Source organism: Nakamurella sp. A5-74 (genome assembly GCF_040438885.1).
Lineage (GTDB): Bacteria > Actinomycetota > Actinomycetes > Mycobacteriales > Nakamurellaceae > Nakamurella.
The window spans coordinates 2486304-2510498 of sequence record NZ_CP159218.1; the positions used below are offsets into that span (position 1 = coordinate 2486304).

The following is a 24195-nucleotide window of genomic DNA, read 5'->3' on the forward strand; positions in this document are numbered from 1 at the left end:
CCCGCGGCACGCCCTACTCTCGGGAAGTGTGAGTGGCACGCATCCGGGGTCGACGCCGACAGCGCACGAACCGCTGGTCGCCGTCCAGGGCCTGGTCCGACGATTCGGTGGGACGACCGCCGTCGCCGGCATCGACCTGACCGTCGACCGCGGACAGGTGGTCTGCCTGTTGGGTCCCAACGGCGCAGGCAAGAGCACGACCCTCACCGCCATCGAAGGGTTCGCCCGGCCGGACGACGGTCGGGTGCGAGTCTTCGGCCTCGACCCGGAGCGCGACGCGGCCCAGGTCCGTCCACGGATCGGCGTGATGCTGCAGGCCGGCGGGGCGCACCTGTCGGCGCGCGCCGGCGACATGCTGACCCTGATCGCGCGCTGCGCCCGTCATCCGCACGATCCGGCCTGGCTGCTGGACGTGCTCGGGTTGGACGGGATCGCCCGCACGCCCGTCCGGCGGCTCTCGGGCGGTCAGATCCAGCGCCTCAACCTTGCGATGGCTCTCGTCGGGCGCCCCGAGTTGCTCGTCCTGGACGAGCCGACTGCCGGCATGGACCCGCAGGCCCGGCACCTGGTGTGGGACCTGGTACGAGCCGTCAGAGCGGACGGGGTGGGCGTGCTGCTCACCACCCACCTGCTCGACGAGGCGGAACTGCTGGGCGATGACGTCATCATCATCGACCACGGCCGGATCGTGGCCCAGGGCACGCCGGCCGCACTGGTGGCCGGCCGGGTGCCGCGGCTGAGCTTCTCCGTCTCCCCCGAGCTGCCGCTGGCAGCCCTGGACGAACTGTCCCGCTCGGTGCACCCGCTCGAACTCGTCGCGGACGCGATCGAGCTCGGTCGGTACACGGTCAGCGGCGTCATCACCGGCGACGTGGTCGCCACCGTGACGGCGATCTGCGCGCGGCACGGCGCCCTGCTCTCGGACCTGCGCACCGGCGCCCGATCGCTCGACGAGGTCTACCTCGAGGTCACGGGCTCCCAGGTGCGGCCGTGAGCACGCCGCCGACCACGCCGCCGTCCACCCGGTCGGGTCCGTTCGCACCGGGGACGTTCACTCCGGACGCCGGACCGGCTCCCGGGCTGCGCCGGATCGTCGCCGCCAGCCGCGCCGAGCTGGGCGTCCAGCTGCGCAACGGCGAGCAACTGCTGCTCGCGCTGGTCATCCCCATCGCCGTGCTGCTCGCGCTCACCCTGACGCACGTCATCAGCCTGACCGAACCGCGGATCCAGACGGTGACGCCCGGGGTGCTGACGCTCGCGGTGCTCTCCAGCGCCTTCACCGGACAGGCCATCGGCACTGCGTTCGACCGTCGCTACGGGGTGCTGCTGCGGTTGGCCGCGGCCGGTCTGACGCGTCGCTCGGTGTTCGCCGGGAAGCTCGGTTCGGTGCTCACGGTCGCCACTGGGCAGGTGATCGTGGTGTCTGTCGTCGCTGCACTGCTGGGGTGGCGTCCCGCCGGCACCTGGCTGCTCGCGGTCCCGTTGATCCTGCTCGCCGTGCTGGCGATGACGCATCTGGCGTTGCTGTTGGGCGGCACGCTCCGCGCCGAGGCCGTGCTGGCGGTGGCGAACATCCTCTGGTTGGTGATGGTGGGGATCGGCGGCGTCGTTGCCCCGTTGGCCTCGGCTCCGCATGCGCTCGCCGTGATCGGCGGGCTGACCCCGGTCGGTGCGCTGTCCGACGGTCTGCATGCGGTGCTCGGCGCCGGCGAGGTCCCGACCCTGCGGGTGTGGCTCGTCCTGTTGGTCTGGTGGGTCGTCGCGCAGCTGGCGGCCGAGAGGTGGTTCAAGTGGCAGTGACTCATCCATGGCAGTGACCCAGAGCTCGACAACGGCCGATGCGCTGGGATCGGACCCGCCCCCGCGTTCCAGGGGTGCGCTCGGCCGGCTGCTGCGGTCGGACCGGTTGCTGCGTTGGTTCGCCTGGGCGGCCGTCGTCACCAACGGGATCATCGCGGTGACCGGAGCCACGGTGCGGGTCACCGGTTCCGGGTTGGGTTGTCAGACCTGGCCCGAGTGCCAGCCGGGGACCCTCGTTCCGGAGTACCGCACCGGTCTGGCCGCCGTCCACCAGGCCATCGAGTTCACCAACCGCACGTTCACTTCTCTGGTGCTGATCGCCTCGCTGGGCACGTTCGTGCTGCTCGTCGTCCGGCAGCCGCGCCGCTGGGCCGTGCTCCGGTTGGCGATGGTCGGGCCCATCGGGGTGCTCTTCCAGGCCGTCTGGGGCGGCATCGTCGTCCGCCTGGACCTGGTGTGGTGGACCGTCGCGCCGCACATGCTGGTGTCCCTGGTGTTGGTGTCGTTCGCCCTCGCGACAGCGCTGCGGATCAGGGAACCGGATGTGCCCTCGGCACCGGTGGTGCCGACCCCGCTGCGACGGCTTGCCCAGGTCACGCTCGTCGTGCTGTCGGCGCTGTGCATCGCCGGCACCCTGGTGACCGGCGCCGGCCCGCACGCCGGCGACGTCGACACTCCCCGGCTGGAGCTGTCGGTCCGGACCCTTGCCCAGGTCCACGCCGACCTGCTGTTCCTGTACCTGGGCCTGCTGGTCGCGATGACGATCGGCTTCCTGGCCGTCAAGGCGCCGCGGTCACTGATGACCCGCGCCTGGTGGTTGATCGGCATCACCGCGAGCCAGGGCCTGCTCGGGCTGGTCCAGTACGCCACCGGGGTACCGGAGGTGCTCGTCGTCTCGCACGTCCTGGGCGCCGTGCTGGTCGTCGTGACCGGGGTGTGGATGGTGCTGGGTACCCGTACCAGGACACCTGTCGTGGCTGTCACCGAGCGGTGATCGTGGCGACCCGCTGCTGACCGCGGGCGCTGGGGTTCCGCTCTACCGCTCGGTCAGCCGCATTCTCGATGGTTACCGAAACGCCCGAACCGGACACGAAGCGACCGGTTGGAATGCGCCACGTCCGGTGACTGCCGGCTCAGCCATCAGCCGCATTCTCGATGGTTACCGAAACGCCCGAACCGGACACGAAGCGACCGGTTGGAATGCGCCAGGACGATGACTGCCGGCTCAGCCATCAGCCGCATTCTCGATGGTTACCGAAACGCCCGAACCGGACACGAAGCGACCGGTTGGAATGCGCCAGGACGATGGGGGCCACGCGCGACCGTCACGACCGCGAACGTGCACCGGAAACGACCGTCACGACCGCGAAGGGGCTGTGAGGTGCCCGCGGGCGATCAGTTCGACGGTGACGGCCACCGCGGCCCCCTGCACCACCAGCAGGCCGAGCAGGATCAGCAACTGGGTGGCGCCGGCCTGCCAGGGTGACGCGCCGGCCAGCAGCACGCCGACGAATGCGCCGGGCAGCGTGACCAGACCGACGGTGCGGGTCTGGTCGAGTCCCGGCACCAGTGCTAACTCCGCGACCGGCCGACCGAGGAAGCGCACCGCATCGGCCGGCAGGAAGCCCAACGACAGCAGCGCCTCGTACTCACCGCGCCGGTCGCGCAACTCCTCGTGCAGCCGGCGACCGGCGATCGAGGTGGCTGTCATCGCGCCACCGATCAGGATCCCGGCGCTGGGCAGCAGCGCCACCGGGTGCAACGGCAGGACCGTCGAAGCGAGGATCAGGCCGAGCACCGGGACCACGCCGGCGAGGATGCTGGCCCACGTCCACCAGGAGCGCAGCCGGAGCGTCCCGGTGATGCGGCGCGCACTGGTACCGGCCGCAACCAACGACATCAGCACCAGGAACGCGATCGTCGACCACCAGGAACGGAGCACCACGCCGATCACGGCGCTCACCCCGGCCAACTGGACGACCGCGCGCACAGCAGCCGTGACCACATCGGAGCGGTGCCCGATGCGGGACCACAGCCCGATCACCACCGCGAGCAGCACCAGCGCAACGGCCAGCGCTACGAACGGGATTCCGATCCGGACGCTGCTGGTGCCGGTGGTGTCCACGGATCAGCGGCCGGTGCCGGCCATCCGGATCCGGTAGGCAGGGCTCAGATCGACCTGCGCGGCGGTCTCGCGGTCCCACTCGGTCACGGCGATGCCGGCGCGCTCACAGGCCAGCCGGGCCTGCTCCATGCTGCGGACGACGACATCTCCCCAGTCGCCGGAGCCGGAGACCAGCACGATCCTGGCCAGGCCGCGGCCCAGGTGATCGATCGTCGCGCGCGCGTCGGTGTGGGCGGTCAGGAACCCGCGGACCCGATCGGCGGCCCGGTCGATGGTCTTCTCCGCGGTGCGGGGGGCCTTGTCGACGCCCTCGACGGCGGGCTCCCCGGAGCTCGGCTCGGTCACCAGGGCCAGCCGACAATGCGCAGGCCCACAGCGGCGTCGACCGCCCAGGCCACCGAGATGAACGTCAGGTAGAGGTTCGACAGGTGGAACAGCGTCATCGGCTTGGCCGGTTCCCCGCGCAGCACTTTGACGTGCAGCAGGTGCGCACAGGCCAGGAACACCAGTCCGACCGGCACCGCCACCGCCGCGTAGATGAACGACGAGGCCGGCACCAGAAGCAGCGAACAGACCACCATCGCCCAGCTGTAGAGCACGATCTGGCGGACGACGACCCGCTCCGGCGCCACGACGGGCAGCATCGGTACGCCGGCGGCCGCGTAGTCGTCCTTGTAGCGCATCGCCAGCGCCCAGGTGTGCGGCGGCGTCCAGAAGAAGATGACCCCGAAGAACACCCACGCGGGCCAACCGATGTCGCCGGTCACCGCGGACCAGCCGATGATCACCGGCATGCAGCCGGCCAGACCGCCCCAGACGATGTTCTGGCTGGTGCGGCGCTTGAGCCAGATCGAGTAGACGAAGACGTAGAACAGGATGGCGACCGCGGCCAGCACGCCCGCCTGCCAGGTGGTGGTCAGCGACAGGAAAGTGCACGACAGGATGCCGAGCACGATGCCGAAGACCAGGGCGTTACGGGTCGGCACCAGCTGCCGGGCCAGCGGTCGGACGCGGGTACGGCGCATCTTCGCGTCGATGTCGGCGTCGACGACCATGTTCAGCGCATTGGCGCTGCCGGCGGCGAAGGTACCACCGACCAGGGTGGCCAGCACGGTCCACAGGCCGGGCACCTGACGCTGGGCGGCGAACAGCGCAGGAACGGTGGTGATCAGCAGCAGCTCGATGATGCGCGGCTTCGTCAGCGCGACGTAGGCACCGAGCTTGCCTCGCAGGGTGGTGGCGGCGCCGTCTCCCGCGATCCGGTCGATGGCACCGACGGGTTCGGGCCGCAGGTCCGCCGGGTCCACCAGCACCGTTGGGTGCTCGGTGGCGGAGTGCTGCCGGTCGGGCCTGGTCACGGTGCGCCGTTCCCCTCTCTGGGTGGTGGTCCAGCTGCGGATCGCTCACGGGCACTGGATCTCAGCGCGCCCGCGCGCGTCCACGTCCGATACTAGGTGCCCGGCACCTCTCGTCCTCATCCGCCCGGCCGCGTCACACCGCGCCGACGGGCCCGCTGCCGGGTCGTGATCGGCCGCCGACGGCTGCCCCGCAAGCCGGGTCCCAGCCGTCACGGACTACGCTCGACATGCTCGGTGACGACGGACGTTGGACGCTCCAGCAAGACGGATCGCAGTGAGGAAGCAGGATGACGCAGGCCGGATCTGGAACGCCACCGCTGCGCTCGACCGCCCGCCGATCCGACGTATCGCCCGGAGGAGTCCGGCGCCGCCTCGGTACCCCGATCGTGACATCAGGGACAGTGAAGTCCCCAGGGACAGTGAAGTCCGGAACCCCGCTCACCGCCGCACCCAGGGCGACGCCCCTGCTGATCGGTGCCCTGTGCGGGTACCACCTCATCGAACCTCACGCCGCCCAGCGCGGTGGAGCTCCGCCCCGACCGGCCACCTGACCGGTCAGCCGCAGCCCGAAACAACAGGAAGGTCGTCTTCACAGTGAGCCACGACAGTGCCGGCACGGATCTGAAGGACCAGCAGGACGGGCCCGGGATCACCGAGCTGACCACCCCGCACCACCCCGAGGGCTGGACCGACCTGGACACCCGGGCCGTCGACACCGCCCGGCTGCTGGCCGCCGAGGCCGTGCAGAAGGTCGGCAACGGCCATCCCGGCACTGCGATGTCGTTGGCACCGCTGGCCTACACGCTCTTCCAGAAGGTCATGAAGCACGACCCGAACGACACCGAGTGGGTCGGCCGCGACCGGTTCGTGCTGTCCTGCGGGCACTCGAGCCTGACCCTGTACGTCCAGCTGTTCCTCGGTGGTTTCGGCCTCGAGCTGAAGGATTTGGAATCCCTGCGCACCTGGGGCTCGCAGACCCCCGGCCACCCGGAGCACCATCACACCCGCGGCGTCGAGATCACCACCGGCCCGCTGGGTCAGGGACTGGCCTCCGCCGTCGGCATGGCAATGGCCTCCCGTCGCGAGCGCGGGTTGTTCGATCCCGATGCCGCGGCCGGCGCCAGCCCGTTCGACCACTTCGTCTACGTCATCGCCTCCGACGGCGACATGGAGGAGGGCGTGACCAGCGAGGCCAGCTCGATCGCCGGCCGGCAGCAGCTCGGCAACCTGATCGTGTTCTACGACGACAACCAGATCTCCATCGAGGACGACACCAACATCGCGCTGTCCGAGGACGTCGTGCAGCGCTACGACGCCTACGGCTGGCACACCCAGCGGGTCGAGGGCGGGGAGAACGTCACCGGCCTGCTCGAGGCCGTCGAGGCCGCGAAAGCCGTCACCGACCGGCCGTCGTTCATCGCGGTCCGGACGATCATCGGCTATCCGGCCCCGACGAAGATGAACACCGGCAAGGCGCACGGCGCCGCCCTCGGTGACGAGGAGATCGCCGAGATCAAGCGCATCCTCGGCTTCGACCCGGAGCAGAAGTTCGCGGTGGCGCCGGAAGTGCTGGCGCACACCAGGGAGCTGCTGCAGCGCGGCACGGCCGCGCACGAGGAGTGGCAGCCCTCCTTCGACGCCTGGGCCGGGAACAACGCCGAGCGCAAGACGCTCTACGACCGACTCAAGACCCGCACCCTGCCCGAGGGCTGGGCCGACAAGCTGCCCAGCTACCCGGTGGACGCCAAGGGTGTCGCCACCCGCAAGGCCTCCGGTGAGGTGCTCACCGCGATCGCCGACGTGCTGCCCGAGTTGTGGGGCGGCTCCGCCGACCTCGCCGAGTCCAACAACACCACGATGACCGGGGCGAACTCCTTCGGTCCGATCGCCGCGGCGACCAAGGAGTGGCAGGCGGAGCCGTACGGCCGCACCCTGCACTTCGGCATCCGCGAACACGCCATGGGATCGATCCTCACCGGTATCGCCCTGCACGGACCGACCCGGCCGTACGGCGGCACCTTCCTGGTGTTCTCCGACTACATGCGCGGGGCCGTCCGGCTGGCCGCCGTCATGCAGGCCCCGGTGATCTACGTGTGGACGCACGACTCGATCGGCCTGGGCGAGGACGGCCCGACCCACCAGCCCGTGGAACACCTGGCCGCGCTGCGCGCCATCCCGGGCCTGTCGATCGTACGACCGGCCGATGCCAACGAGACCGTCTACAGCTGGCAGGCGACGCTGGAGAAGCAGAACGACTGGTTCTCCGGTCCCGTCGGGATGGCGCTCACCCGGCAGAACGTGCCGACGCTGGAAGGCACCTCGGCCGAGGGCGTCGCCCGCGGTGGCTACGTGCTGGAGGAGGCGGACGGCGAGCTGCAGGTGATCCTGATGGCCTCCGGCTCCGAGGTCCAGCTCGCCGTCGCCGCCCGCAAGGTGCTGCAGGAGCAGGGAATCGGTGCGCGCGTCGTCTCCGTCCCGTGTCTCGACTGGTTCGAGCACCAGGACGCCGAGTACATCGAGAGCGTGCTGCCCAGCTCCGTCCCGGCCCGCGTCTCGGTCGAGGCCGGCATCGCGATGCCGTGGTACCGCTGGCTCGGATCGGCCGGTCGCCCGGTGTCGCTCGAGCACTTCGGCGCCTCCGCCGATTTCCAGACCCTGTACCGCGAGTTCGGGATCACCACCGAGACCGTGGTCGCCGCAGCCCAGGATTCCCTGGCTGCTGCCGGAGCGACCGCTCCGGCCCTCAAGAACCGCGCCGACGAGACCACCCTCGAGAACCCGTCGACCGCTGATCGTCCTGAGACCCAGGACGAAGGGAAGTGACCGGCATGACCGATTCCACTGAGAATTCCACCGCCGCAACCGATTCGGGCCGCGACCGGCTGGCCGAGCTGACAGCACAGGGCGTCTCGCTCTGGCTCGACGACCTGTCCCGCGAGCGGATCCGCTCCGGCAACCTCGCCGAACTGCTGACCAGCAAACACATCTCGGGCGTCACCACGAACCCCACGATCTTCGCCGGCGCTCTGGCGAAGGGGGATGCCTACAACGCGCAGGTCGCCGAACTGGCCGCGCAGGGCACGAAGCTCGACGACGTCGTCACCGCGCTGACCACCGATGACGTCCGCGACGCGTGCGACATCCTCAAGCCGGTCTTCGACGCCACCGGCGGCGTCGACGGTCGGGTGTCCATCGAGGTCGAACCCGGTCTGGCGAAGGACACCGATGGCACCATCGCGCAGGCGAAGGAACTGTCGAAGATCGTCGACCGGCCGAACCTGCTGGTGAAGATTCCCGCCACCAAGGAAGGTCTGCCGGCCATCACCGAGGTGCTGGGCGAGGGCATCAGTGTCAACGTGACGCTGATCTTCTCGCTGGAGCGCTACGGCGAGGTCATCGACGCCTACATCGCCGGGGTCCGCAAGGCGAAGGAGAACGGGAACGTCATCTCCGAGCTCGTCTCGGTGGCGTCGTTCTTCGTCTCCCGTGTCGATGCCGAGATCGACAAGCGCCTCAAGGCGCTCGGTACCCCGGAAGCGCAGAGCCTGCTGGGGCAGGCCGCGATCGCCAACGCACGCCTCGCTTTCCAGCTGTTCGAGCAGCGCTTCGGCACCACCGACGAGCCGAGCCAGGAGTGGGCAGATCTCGCCGCCGCCGGCGCGAAGGTACAGCGACCGCTGTGGGCTTCCACGGGCGTCAAGGACCCGGCGTACGACGACACCCGCTATGTGGTGGACCTGGTGACGGCCAACACCGTCAACACCGCGCCGGAGAAGACGATCGACGCGGTTGCCGACCACGGCGAGATCAGCGGCGATGCGGTGCGCCATGCCTACTCGCAGGCGTCGTCGACGTTCTCGTCGCTCGAAGCGGTCGGCATCGATCTGGCCGACGTGTTCGAGGTGCTGGAGACCGAGGGCGTCGAGAAGTTCGCCGCCTCGTGGACCGAACTGCTGGACACCGTCCGCGGTGAGCTGGAGAAGACCCCGGCGGCACAGCAGTGACCGCGCCGACTCAGTTGACCGTCGATGTCACCGTGCCGGACGGCGCGGCACTGACGGCAGCGGTCGGTGAGCTCGTCGAGACGCACGTCGCCTCGAAGCTCACGGCCCAGGACCCGACGCTGTGGGGCCCGGACGCCGAGAAGGAAGCCGCTGTCCGGCTCTCCTGGGTGTCCCTCGCCGAGTCGTCCCGGCCGTTGGTTCCCCGGATCACCGCGCTGCGCGCGGAGCTGCAGGCGGAGGGCCTGACCAAGGTCGTGCTGGCCGGCATGGGCGGCTCCTCGCTCGCTCCCGAGGTCATCTGCGCGACCCGCGGCGTCGAGCTGGTCACGCTCGACACCACCGACCCCGGCCAGGTGCGCTCAGCGTTGGCGGATCGGCTGGCCGAGACCGTGCTCGTCGTCTCCAGCAAGTCCGGCGGAACCGTCGAGACCGACTCGCACCGCAGGGTCTTTGCGCAGGCGTTCCGTGACGCGGGGCTCGACCCGCGGAAGCACATCGTGGTCGTCACAGATCCCGGCTCGCCCTTCACCGGGCTCGCCGAGAAGGAGGGCTACCGGGCGGTGTTCCTGGCCGACCCCGACGTCGGCGGGCGCTACTCGGCGCTCACCGCCTTCGGACTGGTCCCGTCGGGGCTCGCCGGTGTCGATCTCGATGCGCTGCTGGACGAGGCGGCCGCAGCCTCGCCCGCACTCGCCGCGGATGACGCCGACAACCCCGCGTTGGTGATCGCCGGATTGCTGGGCCTTGCCCAGACCGCCGGCTCCGAGAAGTTGGTGTTGGCCGACACCGGCAGCGGCATCGTCGGTTTCGGGGACTGGGCCGAGCAGCTGATCGCCGAGTCGACCGGCAAGCAGGGCACCGGGATCCTGCCGGTGGTCGTCGAGTCGCCGGATGCTCCCGGCTTCGCCGACGCCGGACCGGACGCCGTGCTGGCGTCCCTCGGATCCTCCGCCGGCACCACTGCGGCTTCCGGATTCGCCTTCGCCGTCGCGGGCCCGTTGGGCGCCCAGCTGTTGCTGTGGGAGTACGCGGTCGCGATCACCGGTCGACAGTTGGGGATCGACCCGTTCGACCAGCCGGATGTCGAATCGGCAAAGAACGCCACCCGGAAGTTGTTGGCGGACAGCGGATCCGGCGACTCGCCGACGGAGATCTCGGGTCCGGAGTTCGACGGCATCACGGTGCTCGCCGGCGCCGAGTTCGCCGAGGGCGCCACATCCGTGGACGACGTGCTGTCGCACTTCTTCGCAGCTGCCGCTGAACTGGGGTACGTCTCCGTCCAGGCCTACCTGGACCGACTCACCGATGACGCAGCCCGGCTGCGTCCGCTGGTGGCGAGACGAACCGGACTGCAGACCACCTTCGGTTGGGGACCGCGATTCCTGCACTCGACCGGTCAGTACCACAAGGGCGGTCACCCCAACGGGGCGTTCCTGCAGATCCTGGGCGCGCCCACCGGCGACGATCTCGACATCCCGGAGCAGCCGTTCAGCTTCGGCGAGCTGCAGCTCGCGCAGGCCCGTGGCGACGGATCCGTGCTCGGCGAGCACGACCGCCCGGTGCTGAGCCTGTACCTGTCCGACCGCGCCAAGGGGCTCGACACCCTGGCGGCACTGCTGGAGCCCGCTGAAGGGGGCAGCGCCGACGAAGGCGCTGCCGACACGACCGAATCGGTGTCATGACCAGTCCGCAGCCTGTGGTGAATCCGCTGCGCGATCCGCGGGACAAGCGTCTCCCGCGGATCGCCGGCCCGTCATCGGTGGTGATCTTCGGCGTCACGGGAGACCTCTCCCGCAAGAAGCTGATGCCAGCCATCTACGACCTGGCGAACCGTGGCCTGTTGCCGGCGGGCTTCTCGCTCATCGGTTTCGCCCGGCGCGACTGGGACGACGAAGACTTCATGGCCGTCGTCCACGACGCCGTGAAGCAGTACGCCCGCACGCCGTTCTCCGAGGAGGTGTGGCGGCATCTCGCCGAAGGCATCCGGTTCGTCCAGGGCACCTTCGACGACGACGTCGCCTTCGACACCCTGGCCCAGACGCTGCGCGACCTGGACCATGTCCGCGGGACGGGCGGCAACCACGCCTTCTACCTGTCGATCCCGCCGGGCGCCTTCCCGACAGTGCTGCAGCAGCTGAAGCGCTCCGGACTCTGCGAGCAGCAGGCCGGCGAGTGGCGGCGGGTCGTCATCGAGAAGCCGTTCGGGCACGACCTGGAATCCGCGCAGGCACTGAACGCGCTCGTCGGTGACGTCTTCCCGTCCTCGAGCGTCTTCCGGATCGACCACTACCTCGGCAAGGAGACGGTCCAGAACCTGCTCGCGCTGCGGTTCGCGAACCAGCTGTTCGAGCCGATCTGGAACTCCCACTACGTCGACCACGTACAGATCACCCAGGCGGAGGACATCGGCGTCGGTGGCCGCGCCGGTTACTACGACGGCATCGGTGCTGCACGCGACGTCATCCAGAACCACCTGCTGCAGCTGATGGCGCTCACTGCGATGGAGGAGCCGGTCTCCTTCGAACCCCGCGAGCTGCGGCGGGAGAAGGCCAAGGTGCTCTCCGCGGTCCAGGTGCCCGACGACATCCTGTCCGGCACCGCACGCGGCCAGTACTCCACCGGCTGGCAGGGCGGCGTCAAGGTCCAGGGCTACCTCGAGGAGGACGGCATCCCGCCGTCGTCCACCACCGAGACCTACGCGGCGGTCAAGTTGCTGATCGACACCCGTCGTTGGGCAGGGGTGCCGTTCTACCTGCGCACCGGCAAGCGGCTCGGCAAGCGGGTCACCGAGATCGCGGTGGTGTTCAAACGTGCGCCGCATCTGCCGTTCTCGCACACCGACACCGAAGAGCTCGGCTCCAACGCACTGGTGATCCGCGTTCAACCGGACGAGGGCATCACCATCCGGTTCGGCTCGAAGGTGCCGGGACCGTCGATGGAGGTCCGCGACGTCAACATGGACTTCTCCTACGGCCAGTCGTTCACCGAAGCCTCCCCCGAGGCGTACGAGCGGCTGATCCTGGACGTCCTGCTCGGCGAGCCGTCGTTGTTCCCGCAGGACGAGGAGGTCGAGCTCTCCTGGAAGATCCTCGACCCGATCGAGAAGGTCTGGGCGAAGACCAAGGCCCAGCCCGAGGCCTACCTGTCCGGGACCTGGGGTCCCGCATCCGCCGACGCGATGATGGCCCGCGACGGCCGTACCTGGAGACGCCCGTGATCATCGACCTTCCGTCCACCACGTCGGCAGCGATCAACAAGAGCATGGTCGACATCCGGGAGAAGGGCGGCACCGTCTCGCTGTCCCGGGTGCTGACCCTGGTGATCGTCACCGACGAGTCCGACTCGGAGGCGCCGATCGCCGCGGCCAACGCCGCCTCCTTCGAACACCCCTGCCGGGTGATCGTGATCGCCCAGGGCAGCAAGCGCGGGACCGCTCGGATGGATGCCCAGATCCGGGTCGGCGGTGATGCCGGCGCGAGCGAGGTGATCGTGCTGCGGCTGTTCGGACCGATGGCCGAACACGGTGCCTCGGTGGTGATCCCGCTGCTGCTGGCGGACGCCCCGGTGGTGGCCTGGTGGCCGGGGGAATCTCCCGAGAAGCCGTCGGTCGACCCGATCGGGGTGCTCGCGCAGCGGCGCATCACCGATGCCGCCTCCGACCGGAAGCCGCGAACCGCGATCCTGGCCCGCCGCGGTGTGTACGCGCCCGGCGACACCGATCTGGCCTGGACCCGGCTGACCGTCTGGCGCGGGTTGCTGGCCGCGGCGCTCGACCAACCGCCGCACGACCGCATCGTCTCGATCACGGTGGCCGGCGCCTCCGATTCGGCGTCCACCGACCTGCTGGCCGCCTGGCTCGGGCAGCGGCTCAAGAGCCCGGTGGCCCGCGAGGTGACCGGCCGGGCCGGCAGCGGCCTCAAGTCCGTCACTCTGCAGCGCCGTTCGGGCGAGATCACCCTGGCCCGCACCGAGGGGTCCACCGCCACCCTGACGATGAAGGACCAGCCGGTCCGCGAGCTCTCCCTGCCTCGGCGGACGCTCCGGGACTGCCTGTCGGAGGAACTGCGCCGGCTCGACGCCGACGACGTCTACGCCGAGGTGCTGACCAAGGGCCTGCCGTTGAAGGACGCTGCGCCGAAGAAGTCGGCCACCCGGGCGGCGGCGTCGAAGCCTGATGCCGCCAAGCCTGCTACCGCCGAGCCTGCTACTGCGAAGGCGGCTGCTCCGAAAACCGCTGCTGTCAAGGCCGCTTCTGCCAAGACCGCGGCCTCCAAGGCAACTACGGCCAGGACCCCCCGCAAGGCTGCAGCCAAGAAGACTGCACCCCAGAAAGCGGAGTCCTCGTGACCGACCGACTTGTGGTCGTCCACCCGGATGCCGCGACCTTGGCCGCGTCCGCTGCTGCTCGGATGATCGCGCTGCTGCAGGACGTCCAGGCCTCGGTGAACGTGGCCACTGTCGCGCTGACCGGTGGCGGTTCCGGAATCGCAGTGCTCGAGCAGGTCGCCGCGTCCCCGCTGCGCGACCTGGTCGACTGGTCGCGGGTCGAGATCTTCTGGGGCGACGAACGTTTCGTCCCCGCCGATGACCCGGAGCGGAACGCCAAGCAGGCCTGGGAGGCGCTGCTGTCGAAGGTCGGCGTCGATCCGGCCCGGGTGCACGAGATGCCGGCGTCGGACGGCGAGTTCGGTGACGACGTCGATGCAGCGACCCATGCCTATGCGGTGGAGCCGCCGGACCATCTCGACCTGGTGCTGATCGGCGTCGGCGGAGAGGGCCACGTGCTGTCGGTGTTCCCCGACTCCCCCGCGGTCGCAGTGACCGAGGACGGCCCGCGGGTGGTCGCGGTGCGGGACTGCCCCAAACCGCCGCCCACCCGCATCTCGTTGACGCTGCCGTACATCCAGCGCGCCACCCAGGTCTGGGCGTTGGTCTCGGGAGATGCCAAGGCCGAGGCCCTGGCCCGCGCCGCCGGCGGGGAACCGGCGTCCGCCGTTCCGGTGGCCGGCGCGGTCGGCCGCGAGCGAACCGTCTGGCTGCTGGACACGGCTGCGGCATCGCAGCTCTGAGCCCGGGAAGCGGCGACAGCCTGCGGATCAGCGTCCGGCAGCGCGGACGGCACTGACCACCGCTCGGGCCAGGGCGTCATGTCCGCGGTCGTTCGGGTGGTCGCCGTCGTCGGTCAACAGGTCGGTGGTGGTGCTGTCGTCCGAGCCGAAGGCGGCGTAGGCATCCACGTACACCGCACCCCCTGCGGCGCTCGCTCTCTCCAGCACCTGGTTGACCGCGTCGGTGAGCAACCGCGCGTTGCGCACGTAGACAACACCCTGGGCACGTCCGACCGCACCGGACCAGCCCACGTTCCAGTAGCCGATGACAGCGGTCACCGTCCCCTGGACCGGCCTCAGGTCGTGCAGCGTCGACAGGATGCCGTGCATGTTGCCGGCGAGAGTCGTCAGCTCGGTACGCCACTAGCTGAGGTCGGTGCACGCGGTGTCGCCCAGCTGCCGCACGTTCATGTCGTTCGCCCCGATCTCGAGCACGACAACGTCGCTGGTGGCGATGACCGAGCGCTCGTGCGGACTGCTCAGATCGTGCAGCAGGTCCGACGAGGTGGCGCCCGGGACCGCCAGGTTGACTGCAGTCACGCGACGACCGGTCTGGGACAGCAGCTTCGCTGACCCACTCACGAACCCCGGGCAGTCACATGCGGATGCCGCGGGCACGGAGTCCCCCAGTCCGACCAGCTCATGGAACCCCCGCGCCGGTGCTGCTGAGGAGGGGGACGTCGTCGACCGGTCGGAGGGCGACGGGGACACGGGAGCGGCCGACGGGGAGCGGGACGGGGAAGGGCTGGGTCGGGCCGGGGTCGCACGTTCCGTGGAGGGCGGTGACGGCTTCGTCACCGTTGCCGACACCGGACCCGGTGCGACGGCGGGGGCGGACGACGGATCGGCAGCGGACCGCACAGCGGAGCAGCCGACTGTCAGGAGCGCCCCTACTAGGACGGCCGCCAGCACGCCCCGGCCCCTAGGCACGGAAGCCCGGCAGGTCGCGGCCCAGCCATGCCAGTGATCGAGGGATGGCCGGCGTGATGACCTCACGTCGGTGCCCGCCCACCTGCAGGACGTCGGCGGTGACCGAGAGCGGAGGTCGGGCGCTGCTGAGCAACGCCGAGGTGGAGGGATAGGAGAGGGCATCCTGCTTGCTGGTGAGGATCCACAGCGCCACCGGTGGTGGCCGGTGCGCGGCCACCTGCACCAGGTCGTACTGACGCAGGTACGGGCTGCGCGCAGGAATCGGGTCGTAGTCCTTGGAGAAGTCCGGCCGGAAGTAGCCCAGCAGGATGATGGATGCCACGAAGGTGGACGAATGACGCATCCCGAGCACGGCGGAGCACCAGCCTCCGTAGGAGTATCCGAGGGTGGCCCAGGAACCGCGATCCGTGCGGGTGCGGAAGTGTTGGGCAGTCCACCTGGGCACGTCGACGCCGAGCCAGGTCTCCACCTGCGGTCCGCCGGGAATGTTGATGCACTCGTCGTCGACGGAGTTCGGGTTGTCGATCTGTGGGATCACCAGGATGGGCTGGGCGAGTTTGTGTTTGCTCACCGCCGTGTCGACGTAGTCGCCCACCCGCAGGTTGACGAGGGCAGTGGCCGGACTGGCCGGAAAGCCGTGCAGCACCTCGATGACCGGATACCGGGTGGCTGCAGCAGGGTCGTAGTGGGGCGGGACGTACACTAGGATCTGGCCGGTGAATCCGCTGGTCGCTCCGGTGATGATGAACGACTGGACACGGCTGGCCTGCAGCGGCGGCAACGAGATGGCTGCCTTCACACCGGTCAGTGCTCCTCCGGTGGTCGCCACCTCGGCCGCGGCCTGGGCATCGGCACCACCGTGCGCGGATTCGGCAACGGTCGGCGTGCCGAACAGGTCGTCCCAGCTGGCGTAGAACGCGTATTCGTCGTTGAGCAGGGCGAAGGCCAGCAACAGCACGACGGCGTTGAGCAGGATCGCGTTGATGCCGCGGAGCAGCATCGCGAGCCACGGTTTGCCCACCCGGGGGAATCCGAGGACGAGCGTCACCAGCAGCAGTGCCCCGAGCCCTCCCAACAGGATCGGGAATGTCGAACCGGTCAAGGACATGGCCCAGCCTCCGTTGTCACGCGGGTGTCACGGACAGGCGGTAGCCCATCCCGCGAACTGTCTGGATCGTCGGCCGCCCAGCAACGACGCCGAGCTTGTGCCGCAGGTGGGCGATGTAGACCTCGACGATGTTGTCGCTGCCGTCGAACGCCGGATCCCAGACGTTGTCCAGGATCTCGGTCTTGGAGACGACGTTCTCACTGTGCCGCAAGAGATACTGCAGGACGGCGAACTCCCTGGAGGTCAACGACAACGGCACGTCCCCCGCCGTCACCGTATGGCGATTGGGGTCCAGCCGCAGATCTCCGAGCACCAGGGTGACCGGGCGTTCGGGCGCCGCCCGCCGGACCAGTGCGCGCAGCCGCGCGACGAGCACCGGGAAGCTGAACGGTTTCGTCAGGTAGTCGTCGGCTCCGAGCTCGAACGCATCCGTCTGGTCGTACTCGCCGTCTTTCGCCGTGAGCATCAGAGTGGGCGTCCAGACGGCGAGCCCGCGCAGGGTCCGCAGCACTTCGTACCCGTTGCGGCCGGGCAGCATGATGTCGAGCACGATGACGTCGTAGGGGTTCTCGATGGCGAGCCGCTGACCGAACATCCCGTCGTGGGCGAGGTCGACGACGAAGCCGGCGTTGATCAGCCCCCTCCGGATGGACTCGGCCAGCATCTTCTCGTCCTCGACTACCAGCGCGCGCATCAGTTCCCCCTCCTCTGCGCCGACCCGGCGTGAGTCGGTGTCGCTCTGACGAACGGGAAGCTCAGCACCGAGCGGATCGTCGTTCCGGTCAACGCCATCACGAGTCTGTCCACCCCGATCCCGAGGCCTCCGGACGGCGGCATCCCGAGCTCGAGGTCTGCGAGGAAGTCCTCGTCCACCTGCATCGCCTCCAGATCTCCGGCGGTCGCCTTCGCCGACTGTGCGACGAGCCGCCGCCGTTGCTCCAGCGGGTCGGTCAACTCCGTGTACGCCGTTCCGAGCTCCATCCCGTTCATGACCAGATCCCACCGTTCGACCAGTCCCGGCTCGGAACGATGTGGTCGTGTCAACGGGGACGTCTCCGCGGGGAAGTCGACGTAGAAGGTCGGCGCGATTGTCGTCGGTTCGACGAGCTTGGCGTAGAGGGCTTCGATGACGGCACCCGGCCCGCTGCCCGTGCCCACCGGCACAGCATGCCGGACCGCGATCGCCAGCAGCAGGTCGATGTCGGTGTCGATGTCGACCGGTTCCCCCACGGCCACGCTCACGGCGTCGAGCACCCGGACGACGGGCCAATGGTCCGGCAGCGAGACACCGATGGCCGCACCTGCCCGGCGGATCAGTTCCTCCGCAAGGACCTGCATCCCGCGATAGTCGGAGTACGGCAGGTACGCCTCGAGAGAGGTGAACTCTGGGTTGTGGGTGAAGTCGGCGCCCTCGTTGCGGAAGTTCCTGCCGATCTCGAAGATCGGACCGGCGCCGGCGACCAGCAATCTCTTGAGGTAGAGCTCGGGCGCGATACGGAGCGACAGGTCGGCGGAGTAGGCGTTGATGTGGGTCCGGAACGGCCGCGCCGCAGCACCCCCGTGGACGGTCTGCAGGATGGGTGTCTCGACCTCCCAGTACCCGGCCGCGATCAGGGTGCTGCGCAGCGACGCGACCACGGCGCTGCGGCGGCGCAGCAGTTCGAGCGACTCCGGGTGCACCAGCAGGTCCAGCGCTCGGCGGCGGGATCGCAGGCCGGGATCGACGAGACCACGGAAGGCCACCGGAGACAGGGCCTTGGCCTGGACCGACCAGTCCTGCAGGATCAGGGACGGTTGGCCCGAACGGGAACGCCCCCGCACCCCGCTCACCCGCAGGAGATCACCGACGTCCAGCAGCCGGGCGATCTGCCGCACCGACTCCGATCCGACCACAGCAGCGTCGACGACGACCTGGACGGTGCTGGTCCCGTCGCCCAGGTCGAGGAAGCCGACATCGCCGTGCGCGCGGATCGCGCGTACCCGTCCGATGACGGTCTCGGCGTAGCTTTCGTCCTGCTCCTCCACACCCGGCCGCAGCGTCGCCGCCAACTGCGCCATGGTGCACGTCTGCCTCACCGGACCGGCCGGATACCCTTGCACACCAAGGGCTTCCAGCTGGGACAGATGCAGCAGTCGCTGGCGGAACCGCTCGCCACGCCCACGTTCCGACGTGAGCGGTGCCGAGGACTGCAGCTGTTCGATCTCGCGGAGGTGCTGGGCGTCCAGATGTCCACCGGCAGCAGCGCGGCGCGCAGCGCCGATGGCCGGGACGAAACCTTCCGCCATGCCCGCGGCAAGCGCGACCTGGGACAGCGACACCCAGTCGGGGAAGCAGACGAACCTCGGCAACCACTGCGGGTGGTACTTCTCATTCGACCGGTACAGACGCTCCAACTGCCAGAACTTGTCCAGGAAACCGAGGACGGAATGGTTCAGTCGGGTGAGCGGCCGGCTGCCGAGCTGGGCGTTGCGTTCGTACACCCCACGGAACATGCAGAAGTTGAGCGAGACCTGGCGGACACCGATCCGGTCCGCGTGGGTCAGGACGTGCGCGACCATGGCCTCGTTGATCCCGTTGGGGGCATGCGGATGTCGCCGCATCAGGTCCAACGAGATCCGCGCCTTCCCCCAGGGGACGAACGACAGCAGACCTCTGAGCCGGCCGCCGGCGTCGCGGGCTGTCACGAACAGCACGTCGGCATCTGCCGGGTCACCCTCCCGCCCCAGGGACATGGAGAATCCCCGCTCGGGCTCGTCGCCACGCCATTCGGCAGCCCGCGCAGCCAGTTCGGCCAGTTCCACTGCCGCCAACTGGCCCTGTCGGATCGCCCGGATGGTGAGCCCGGCCTTCCGTACCCGATTGACGGCCTGACGCACGGGGGCGCTGTCGGTGCTGTCGAGGTCGAACTGCTCGGGATCCAGCAACGCCTCGTCGCCGAGGGCGATCACGTGCAGACCCAGTCGGGCGTAGGCCCTGGCACCCTCAGCACCGGCACCCAACACCGCCGGGATCCATCCGTAGGTGATCGCCTCCGCGCGCCAGGCGGCGACGGCCGCGTCCCACGATTCCGGGTCGCCGATCGGATCGCCGGAAGCCAACGACACCCCCGCGATCACCCGGTAGGTGACCGCCGCGCGCGCGTTCGGCGAGCAGATCGACGCCTTGTCCCGTCGGGTGGCGAAGTAACCGAGCGAGTCACGGTCGCCCCAGGTCGACAGCAGACGACGGATCTGCACCTCCCGGTCGGCGGTCCATTGCTGGTCGTGCTGGGCCGACCGCAGGAACACGACGACTGCGACGACCGTGACCAGGCTGAGGAGCAGCGAGGTGGCCTGCTGGATCCATCCCGGCATGCCCGCCTGCTCCAGGCGAAGGGACGGCCCGTGGAATCCCAGCGCTCCCCACAACGTCGCACGGAGGTTCGCCCAGCGTGGGCCCGCCGTGGGGAGGTGCGCGAACACGACGATGCTCGCCGTCGCGACGGTGGCGATGGACCCGATCAGCAGAACGAGCAGGCTGCCGCGCCAACTCCCCCTGCGCAGCTTCCCCGGAAAGGCGCTCCGGACGGACCACAGGACTGCAAGCACCACGACCCCGACCACGACGGACAGACCATCGACGATGCTGCCGAAGTCGGATCGGGCGTACAGGGTGTCGAGGGTCGGTGCGTTGATCAGCCGCAGACAGCCCACCGCGCCGAGGTAGGACCCCAGCACCTGGAACACCATCACCGCGACCAGACCGACCCGCTTGCGTCCCGACAGGGTCCACGTGCAGAGGGCGAGCACCACCACCGAGATGAGCGAGGGCGTCAGGGGGACGTTGAACAGTCCGAACCCGTCTTCCAACCAGGCTTCGCGGCGGCCGTGCAACAGACCGCGGATCCACAGGCAGGCTGCGACCACGACAGCGAGGGCGTAGCAGGCGGTCACGATGCGGGCAACCCGCTGGTGACGCCGGTCCACGTCAGCGTCGGACCGCCGGTCGGCCCGACGCCCGTCGTCCGGTGGCGAGGCAGGTCGGGCCGGGACCGAACTCGACGGCGACGCTGTCGCTGTCGATCTCGGAGTTGTCATGGGGCGCTTCTTCCCGGAGTGGAGGGGTTCTGGACCATCGTGCATCCGAGAACCTGAACGAATCCTGAACGGCCCTGAGTGCAGCGAGCTGACCGGTGGTTCGGCATCCCGCAGGGCGGAAGCGGCCGGGCACACTGGTGCCCATGACGGGAAGGTGGGCGCGCTGGTCCCTGCGACGGAGGCTGTCGACCTCGTTCGCAGCCGCCTTGGTGACGGTGTTGTTGATCGGAGTGGCCGTGTTCATGGTGGCCCTCAGCTCGCTGCTCTCCGGCGGCGCTCGTACCTCGGCGCGCGCACAGGCGGAGCAGTTGGCCTCGATCGTCGCCACCGGGGGCCTGAGCCCACCCGCTGCGCTCGAGTCGGTACCTGCGGACGGAGCTCGGCTGCAGGTGATCGACGCTGCCACCGGGGCGGTCCTTGCCGGCTCCGACGTCATTGCACGCCATCAGGTCCTGTCGAACAGCCGCCCCCCTCCGGGCCACGAGGTGGTCGTCGCCCGAGGTGGAGTGCTGCTCGGCGACGACTCTTCGACGCTGGTCACCCGCAGCGCCCGCACCCCCGACGGCCGGCTGTACGTCGTGGTGGTCTCCCGACCGCACGCCGTCGAAGCACGCACCTTCACCTCGGCCACGGTGCTGCTGGTGATCGGCGCCGCGATCTGGGTACTCCTGGTGCTGGTGATGGTCGACCGGATCGTGCGCCGCACCCTGCGGCCGGTGATGCAGATTCATCAGGACGTGTCCCGGATCAGCTCGGCGGGCAGCACGGAGCGGGTCACCGTGCCCCCGTCGGGTGACGAGATCGCCGCCCTGGCGCAGACGATGAATGACATGCTCGACCGGTTGACCCGTGCCGACACCGCCGGCCGACAGCTGATCTCGGATGCCTCCCACGAGCTCAGAAGCCCACTGGCCACGATCCGGGCGACGCTGGAAACGGCTCCGGCTGCGGAACAGGCAACACCGAGCTCGCGGGTCCTGTACCAGGAGGTGTTGCGCATGCAGCACCTGGTGGAGAACATGCTGACCCTCGCCAAGGCTGCCGACCCGGGTCTGCAACTCGTCGCAGAGGACGTCGATCTGGACGACCTGGTCGATCTGGAGCTGCGTCGGCTGCGTCAGTCGACCCCGTTGGTGGTGAGCGGATCGGTCCGGGCGGCGCGCGTTCGCGGTGACCCTGCGCGCCTGGGTCAGGTGCTGCGGAACCTCACGGACAACGCCGCCCGCTACGCAGCCTCCCAGGTGTCCATCGACCTGCGCAGCGAAGACGGGCGGGCGGTGATCACGGTCGACGACGACGGACCGGGCATCCCCGTCCAGGATCGCGAAGCGGTCTTCGAGCGATTCAGCAGGCTGCAACCCTCGCGGGACCGGGACGCCGGCGGGAGCGGTCTCGGTCTTGCCATCGCCCGGACCCTCGTGGGCAAGCACGGGGGGACGGTGATTGTCGGCGAGAGTCCCCGTGGCGGTGCGCGTTTCGTCATGTCCCTCGCCCTCGCACCCCCGGACGACTCGCCGGCGCAGGGCCCGGGGTCGGACTGACTGCCCTCCGGGCCTGGCCCCGGAGTGGGTACCGTCGCTCTGGTCCCCGGCCCGCGGCGGAGGCTGGCAGGATCGCGGGATGCTTCCCGGACTGGTCGGCGCGGTGCTCGCGGCACTCTGCTACGGCGCCGCCTCCGTGAGCCAGGCGCTGGGTGTCCACCGCTTCGCCGAAGCGTCGGCTGATCTCCCGCTGACGGCGAGGCTGCGCCGGGCCGGGCCGTACCTGCTGGGGACGGTGTTGGATCTCTGCGGGTTCTTGGCCTCCTTGGTGGCGCTACGGACCCTGCCGCTGTTCCTCGTGCAATCGGTGATCGCCACCAGCGTCGCGGTGACCGCCGTACTGGCGCGCAAGATCTTCGGCACTGTTCTGCGGAGGTCGGAGGTGCTCGCCCTGCTCCTGGTGGTGGTCGGCCTCGGCTGCCTGGCCGTGTCCGGCGTGAGCAGCCCCGCACACCCCATCCCAGCGGTCGGGTCGCTTGTCCTGGTGCTGTTCGTCGTGCCCCTCGCCGGGCTTGCCGTGGTCGCCGGCCACCGGACTCCCGTCGCCCCGTCGACAGGCAGCGCTGCCGGCGGCGGACCGCGACGCGGCTGGTTGCTGCTGGCCGTGGTCGCAGGTCTCGCCTACGGCGCAGTGGGCATCGCGGCCCGTGTCCTGGTGACACCACACCCGTGGTGGCACCTGCTCGGCGATCCGGTGGCGTGGGTGCTGGCCGGCTACGCCACCCTCGGGACGATCTGCTACGCGCTCGCCCTGGCACGCGGACGGGTGACGGTGGTTGCTTCGGTGAGCGTGGTCATCGAGACGGTCGTGCCGACGATGGTCGGCCTGCTCTGGCTCGGGGATGCGGTCCGCCGGGGATTCGGCATCTGCGCTGCGATCGGGTTCGTCGTCACGACGGGAGGGTGTCTCGCGCTGTGCCGGAACAAGGAGTTGGTGGACCTCGAGCGTGCGGTGCGCTCCGGCCACTCCACACCGTCACGGTGACCGGGACACCACCGCCCGGATTCGTGCACTGCGTGGCCACCTGATTAGGTGGATGCAGCGCCCCACACCGAAGTCCGGTGAGTTGTCGCCAGGCCGCCGGGAGACCCCCAGGACCTGCGTTCATCGAGGAGGATGACAACAGATCATGTCCAGCACCCCCGTCAAGGTGACCGTCACCGGCGCAGCCGGCCAGATCGGCTACTCCCTGCTGTTCCGCATCGCCTCCGGCGCGATGCTCGGCCCCGACACCAAGGTCGAGCTGAACCTGCTGGAGATCACCCCGGCACTCAAGGCCGCCGAAGGCACCGCCATGGAGCTCGACGACTGCGCCTTCCCGCTGCTGTCCGGTATCAACATCACCGACGACGCGACGCGGGCCTTCGACGGCGTGAACGTCGCGTTGCTGGTGGGCGCCCGACCGCGCGGTCCCGGCATGGAGCGCGGCGACCTGCTGCAGGCCAACGGCGGCATCTTCAAGCCGCAGGGCGAGGCGATCAACGCCGGTGCCGCCGACGACGTGAAGGTGCTGATCGTCGGCAACCCGGCCAACACCAACGCGCTCATCGCCCGCTCGCACGCCCCGGACATCCCGGCCGGTCGGTTCACGGCCATGACCCGGCTCGACCACAACCGTGCGCTGGCACAGGCGTCGAAGAAGCTCGGCCTCCCGGTCGAGGAGATCAGCCGGATGACCATCTGGGGCAACCACTCCGCGACCCAGTACCCGGATCTGTTCCACGCCGAGGCGAACGGCTCCTCCGTGGCCTCCCAGGTCGAGCAGCAGTGGCTCGAAGGCACCTTCATCCCCACCGTCGCGAAGCGCGGCGCCGCGATCATCGAAGCGCGCGGTTCGTCGTCAGCAGCGTCCGCAGCGAACGCGGCCGTCGATCACGTCCACACCTGGGTGCACGGCACCCCGGAGGGCGACTGGACCTCGGTCGGCCTGGAGTCGGACGGCTCCTACGGCGTCCCCGAGGGGCTGATCTCGTCCTTCCCGGTCACCAGCGATGGCACGTCATGGTCGATCGTCCAGGACCTGGAGATCGACGAGTTCTCCCGCGGCCGGATCGACGCGTCCGTCGCCGAACTCGCCGACGAACGCTCTGCCGTGCAGGAGCTCGGCCTGATCTGACGGCGGGGCTCCACGCAGCAGCCCCCG

20 protein-coding genes are annotated in these 24195 nt (G+C 69.6%); 12 read left to right on the forward strand and 8 right to left on the reverse strand.

Annotation, left to right across the window (positions count from 1 at the left end; translation table 11 throughout):
- The first annotated feature begins 28 nt into the window (after positions 1–28).
- From ABLG96_RS11385 to ABLG96_RS11395, 3 genes are read left to right on the forward strand one after another with little or no spacing between them, the layout of a single operon-like run.
- Positions 29–994, forward strand: coding sequence for an ABC transporter ATP-binding protein (locus ABLG96_RS11385; RefSeq protein ID WP_353647508.1), 966 nt, complete (start codon positions 29–31; stop codon positions 992–994).
- Complete coding sequence (locus tag ABLG96_RS11390; protein WP_353647509.1) at positions 991–1800, forward strand: ABC transporter permease; 810 nt, start codon at positions 991–993, stop codon at positions 1798–1800. The genes ABLG96_RS11385 and ABLG96_RS11390 overlap by 4 nt, the downstream gene beginning before the upstream one ends.
- 7 nt (positions 1801–1807) lie before the next feature.
- A complete protein-coding gene (locus ABLG96_RS11395; RefSeq protein ID WP_353647510.1) occupies positions 1808–2794 on the forward strand; it encodes a COX15/CtaA family protein in 987 nt (328 codons plus the stop codon).
- A 363-nt stretch (positions 2795–3157) separates the two neighbouring features.
- Here ABLG96_RS11395 and ABLG96_RS11400 read toward each other — a convergent pair whose 3' ends face one another.
- The 3 genes from ABLG96_RS11400 to ABLG96_RS11410 are packed head-to-tail and all read right to left on the reverse strand — an operon-like array spanning position 3158 to position 5193.
- Entirely contained in the window at positions 3158–3925 is a 768-nt protein-coding gene (locus tag ABLG96_RS11400) for an ABC transporter permease (RefSeq protein WP_353647511.1), read from the reverse strand.
- 3 nt (positions 3926–3928) lie between these two features.
- On the reverse strand, positions 3929–4270 hold the full coding sequence (locus tag ABLG96_RS11405; protein WP_353647512.1) for a hypothetical protein: 342 nt from the start codon (positions 4268–4270) through the stop codon (positions 3929–3931).
- Entirely contained in the window at positions 4267–5193 is a 927-nt protein-coding gene (locus ABLG96_RS11410; protein ID WP_353651472.1) for a heme o synthase, read from the reverse strand. The genes ABLG96_RS11405 and ABLG96_RS11410 overlap by 4 nt, the downstream gene beginning before the upstream one ends.
- A gap of 747 nt (positions 5194–5940) precedes the next feature.
- Between ABLG96_RS11410 and tkt the strand changes: the two genes are divergently transcribed.
- The 6 genes from tkt to pgl are packed head-to-tail and all read left to right on the forward strand — an operon-like array spanning position 5941 to position 14356.
- Positions 5941–8106: a transketolase gene (gene tkt / locus ABLG96_RS11415; RefSeq protein WP_353651473.1), complete on the forward strand. Its 2166-nt coding sequence runs from the start codon at positions 5941–5943 to the stop codon at positions 8104–8106.
- A 5-nt stretch (positions 8107–8111) separates the two neighbouring features.
- The gene (gene tal, locus ABLG96_RS11420) at positions 8112–9287 is read left to right on the forward strand and encodes a transaldolase (protein ID WP_353647513.1); all 1176 of its coding nucleotides are present in this window, start codon (positions 8112–8114) and stop codon (positions 9285–9287) included.
- 32 nt (positions 9288–9319) lie between these two features.
- The gene (locus ABLG96_RS11425) at positions 9320–10969 is read left to right on the forward strand and encodes a glucose-6-phosphate isomerase (protein ID WP_353651474.1); all 1650 of its coding nucleotides are present in this window, start codon (positions 9320–9322) and stop codon (positions 10967–10969) included.
- Entirely contained in the window at positions 10966–12504 is a 1539-nt protein-coding gene (zwf, locus tag ABLG96_RS11430; RefSeq protein ID WP_353647514.1) for a glucose-6-phosphate dehydrogenase, read from the forward strand. Before ABLG96_RS11425 ends, zwf begins: the two co-directional genes overlap by 4 nt.
- Complete coding sequence (locus ABLG96_RS11435) at positions 12501–13634, forward strand: glucose-6-phosphate dehydrogenase assembly protein OpcA (protein ID WP_353647515.1); 1134 nt, start codon at positions 12501–12503, stop codon at positions 13632–13634. Before zwf ends, ABLG96_RS11435 begins: the two co-directional genes overlap by 4 nt.
- Positions 13631–14356 (forward strand): 6-phosphogluconolactonase, encoded by a 726-nt coding sequence (pgl, locus tag ABLG96_RS11440; RefSeq protein ID WP_353647516.1) that lies wholly within the window; start codon positions 13631–13633, stop codon positions 14354–14356. Before ABLG96_RS11435 ends, pgl begins: the two co-directional genes overlap by 4 nt.
- A gap of 27 nt (positions 14357–14383) precedes the next feature.
- Here pgl and ABLG96_RS11445 read toward each other — a convergent pair whose 3' ends face one another.
- From ABLG96_RS11445 to lysX, 5 genes are read right to left on the reverse strand one after another with little or no spacing between them, the layout of a single operon-like run.
- Positions 14384–14725: an SGNH/GDSL hydrolase family protein gene (locus ABLG96_RS11445; protein WP_353647517.1), complete on the reverse strand. Its 342-nt coding sequence runs from the start codon at positions 14723–14725 to the stop codon at positions 14384–14386.
- A 33-nt stretch (positions 14726–14758) separates the two neighbouring features.
- On the reverse strand, positions 14759–15391 hold the full coding sequence (locus ABLG96_RS11450) for an SGNH/GDSL hydrolase family protein (protein ID WP_353647518.1): 633 nt from the start codon (positions 15389–15391) through the stop codon (positions 14759–14761).
- Positions 15318–16433, reverse strand: coding sequence for an alpha/beta hydrolase-fold protein (locus tag ABLG96_RS11455; RefSeq protein ID WP_353647519.1), 1116 nt, complete (start codon positions 16431–16433; stop codon positions 15318–15320). The genes ABLG96_RS11450 and ABLG96_RS11455 overlap by 74 nt, the downstream gene beginning before the upstream one ends.
- Positions 16434–16449: 16 nt before the next feature.
- Entirely contained in the window at positions 16450–17127 is a 678-nt protein-coding gene (locus ABLG96_RS11460) for a response regulator transcription factor (protein WP_353647520.1), read from the reverse strand.
- Positions 17127–20510 carry a bifunctional lysylphosphatidylglycerol synthetase/lysine--tRNA ligase LysX gene (gene lysX / locus ABLG96_RS11465; RefSeq protein ID WP_353647521.1) on the reverse strand — a complete coding sequence of 1128 codons (3384 nt, stop codon included), beginning with the start codon at positions 20508–20510 and terminating at the stop codon, positions 17127–17129. Before lysX ends, ABLG96_RS11460 begins: the two co-directional genes overlap by 1 nt.
- A gap of 143 nt (positions 20511–20653) precedes the next feature.
- Between lysX and ABLG96_RS11470 the strand changes: the two genes are divergently transcribed.
- The 3 genes from ABLG96_RS11470 to ABLG96_RS11480 all read left to right on the forward strand — a co-directional run bounded on the left by ABLG96_RS11470 (position 20654) and on the right by ABLG96_RS11480 (position 24168).
- Positions 20654–22051: an ATP-binding protein gene (locus tag ABLG96_RS11470; RefSeq protein WP_353647522.1), complete on the forward strand. Its 1398-nt coding sequence runs from the start codon at positions 20654–20656 to the stop codon at positions 22049–22051.
- 79 nt (positions 22052–22130) lie between these two features.
- Positions 22131–23036, forward strand: coding sequence for a hypothetical protein (locus tag ABLG96_RS11475; protein WP_353647523.1), 906 nt, complete (start codon positions 22131–22133; stop codon positions 23034–23036).
- A gap of 145 nt (positions 23037–23181) precedes the next feature.
- Positions 23182–24168: a malate dehydrogenase gene (locus ABLG96_RS11480; protein ID WP_353647524.1), complete on the forward strand. Its 987-nt coding sequence runs from the start codon at positions 23182–23184 to the stop codon at positions 24166–24168.
- The last annotated feature ends 27 nt before the right edge of the window (positions 24169–24195 follow it).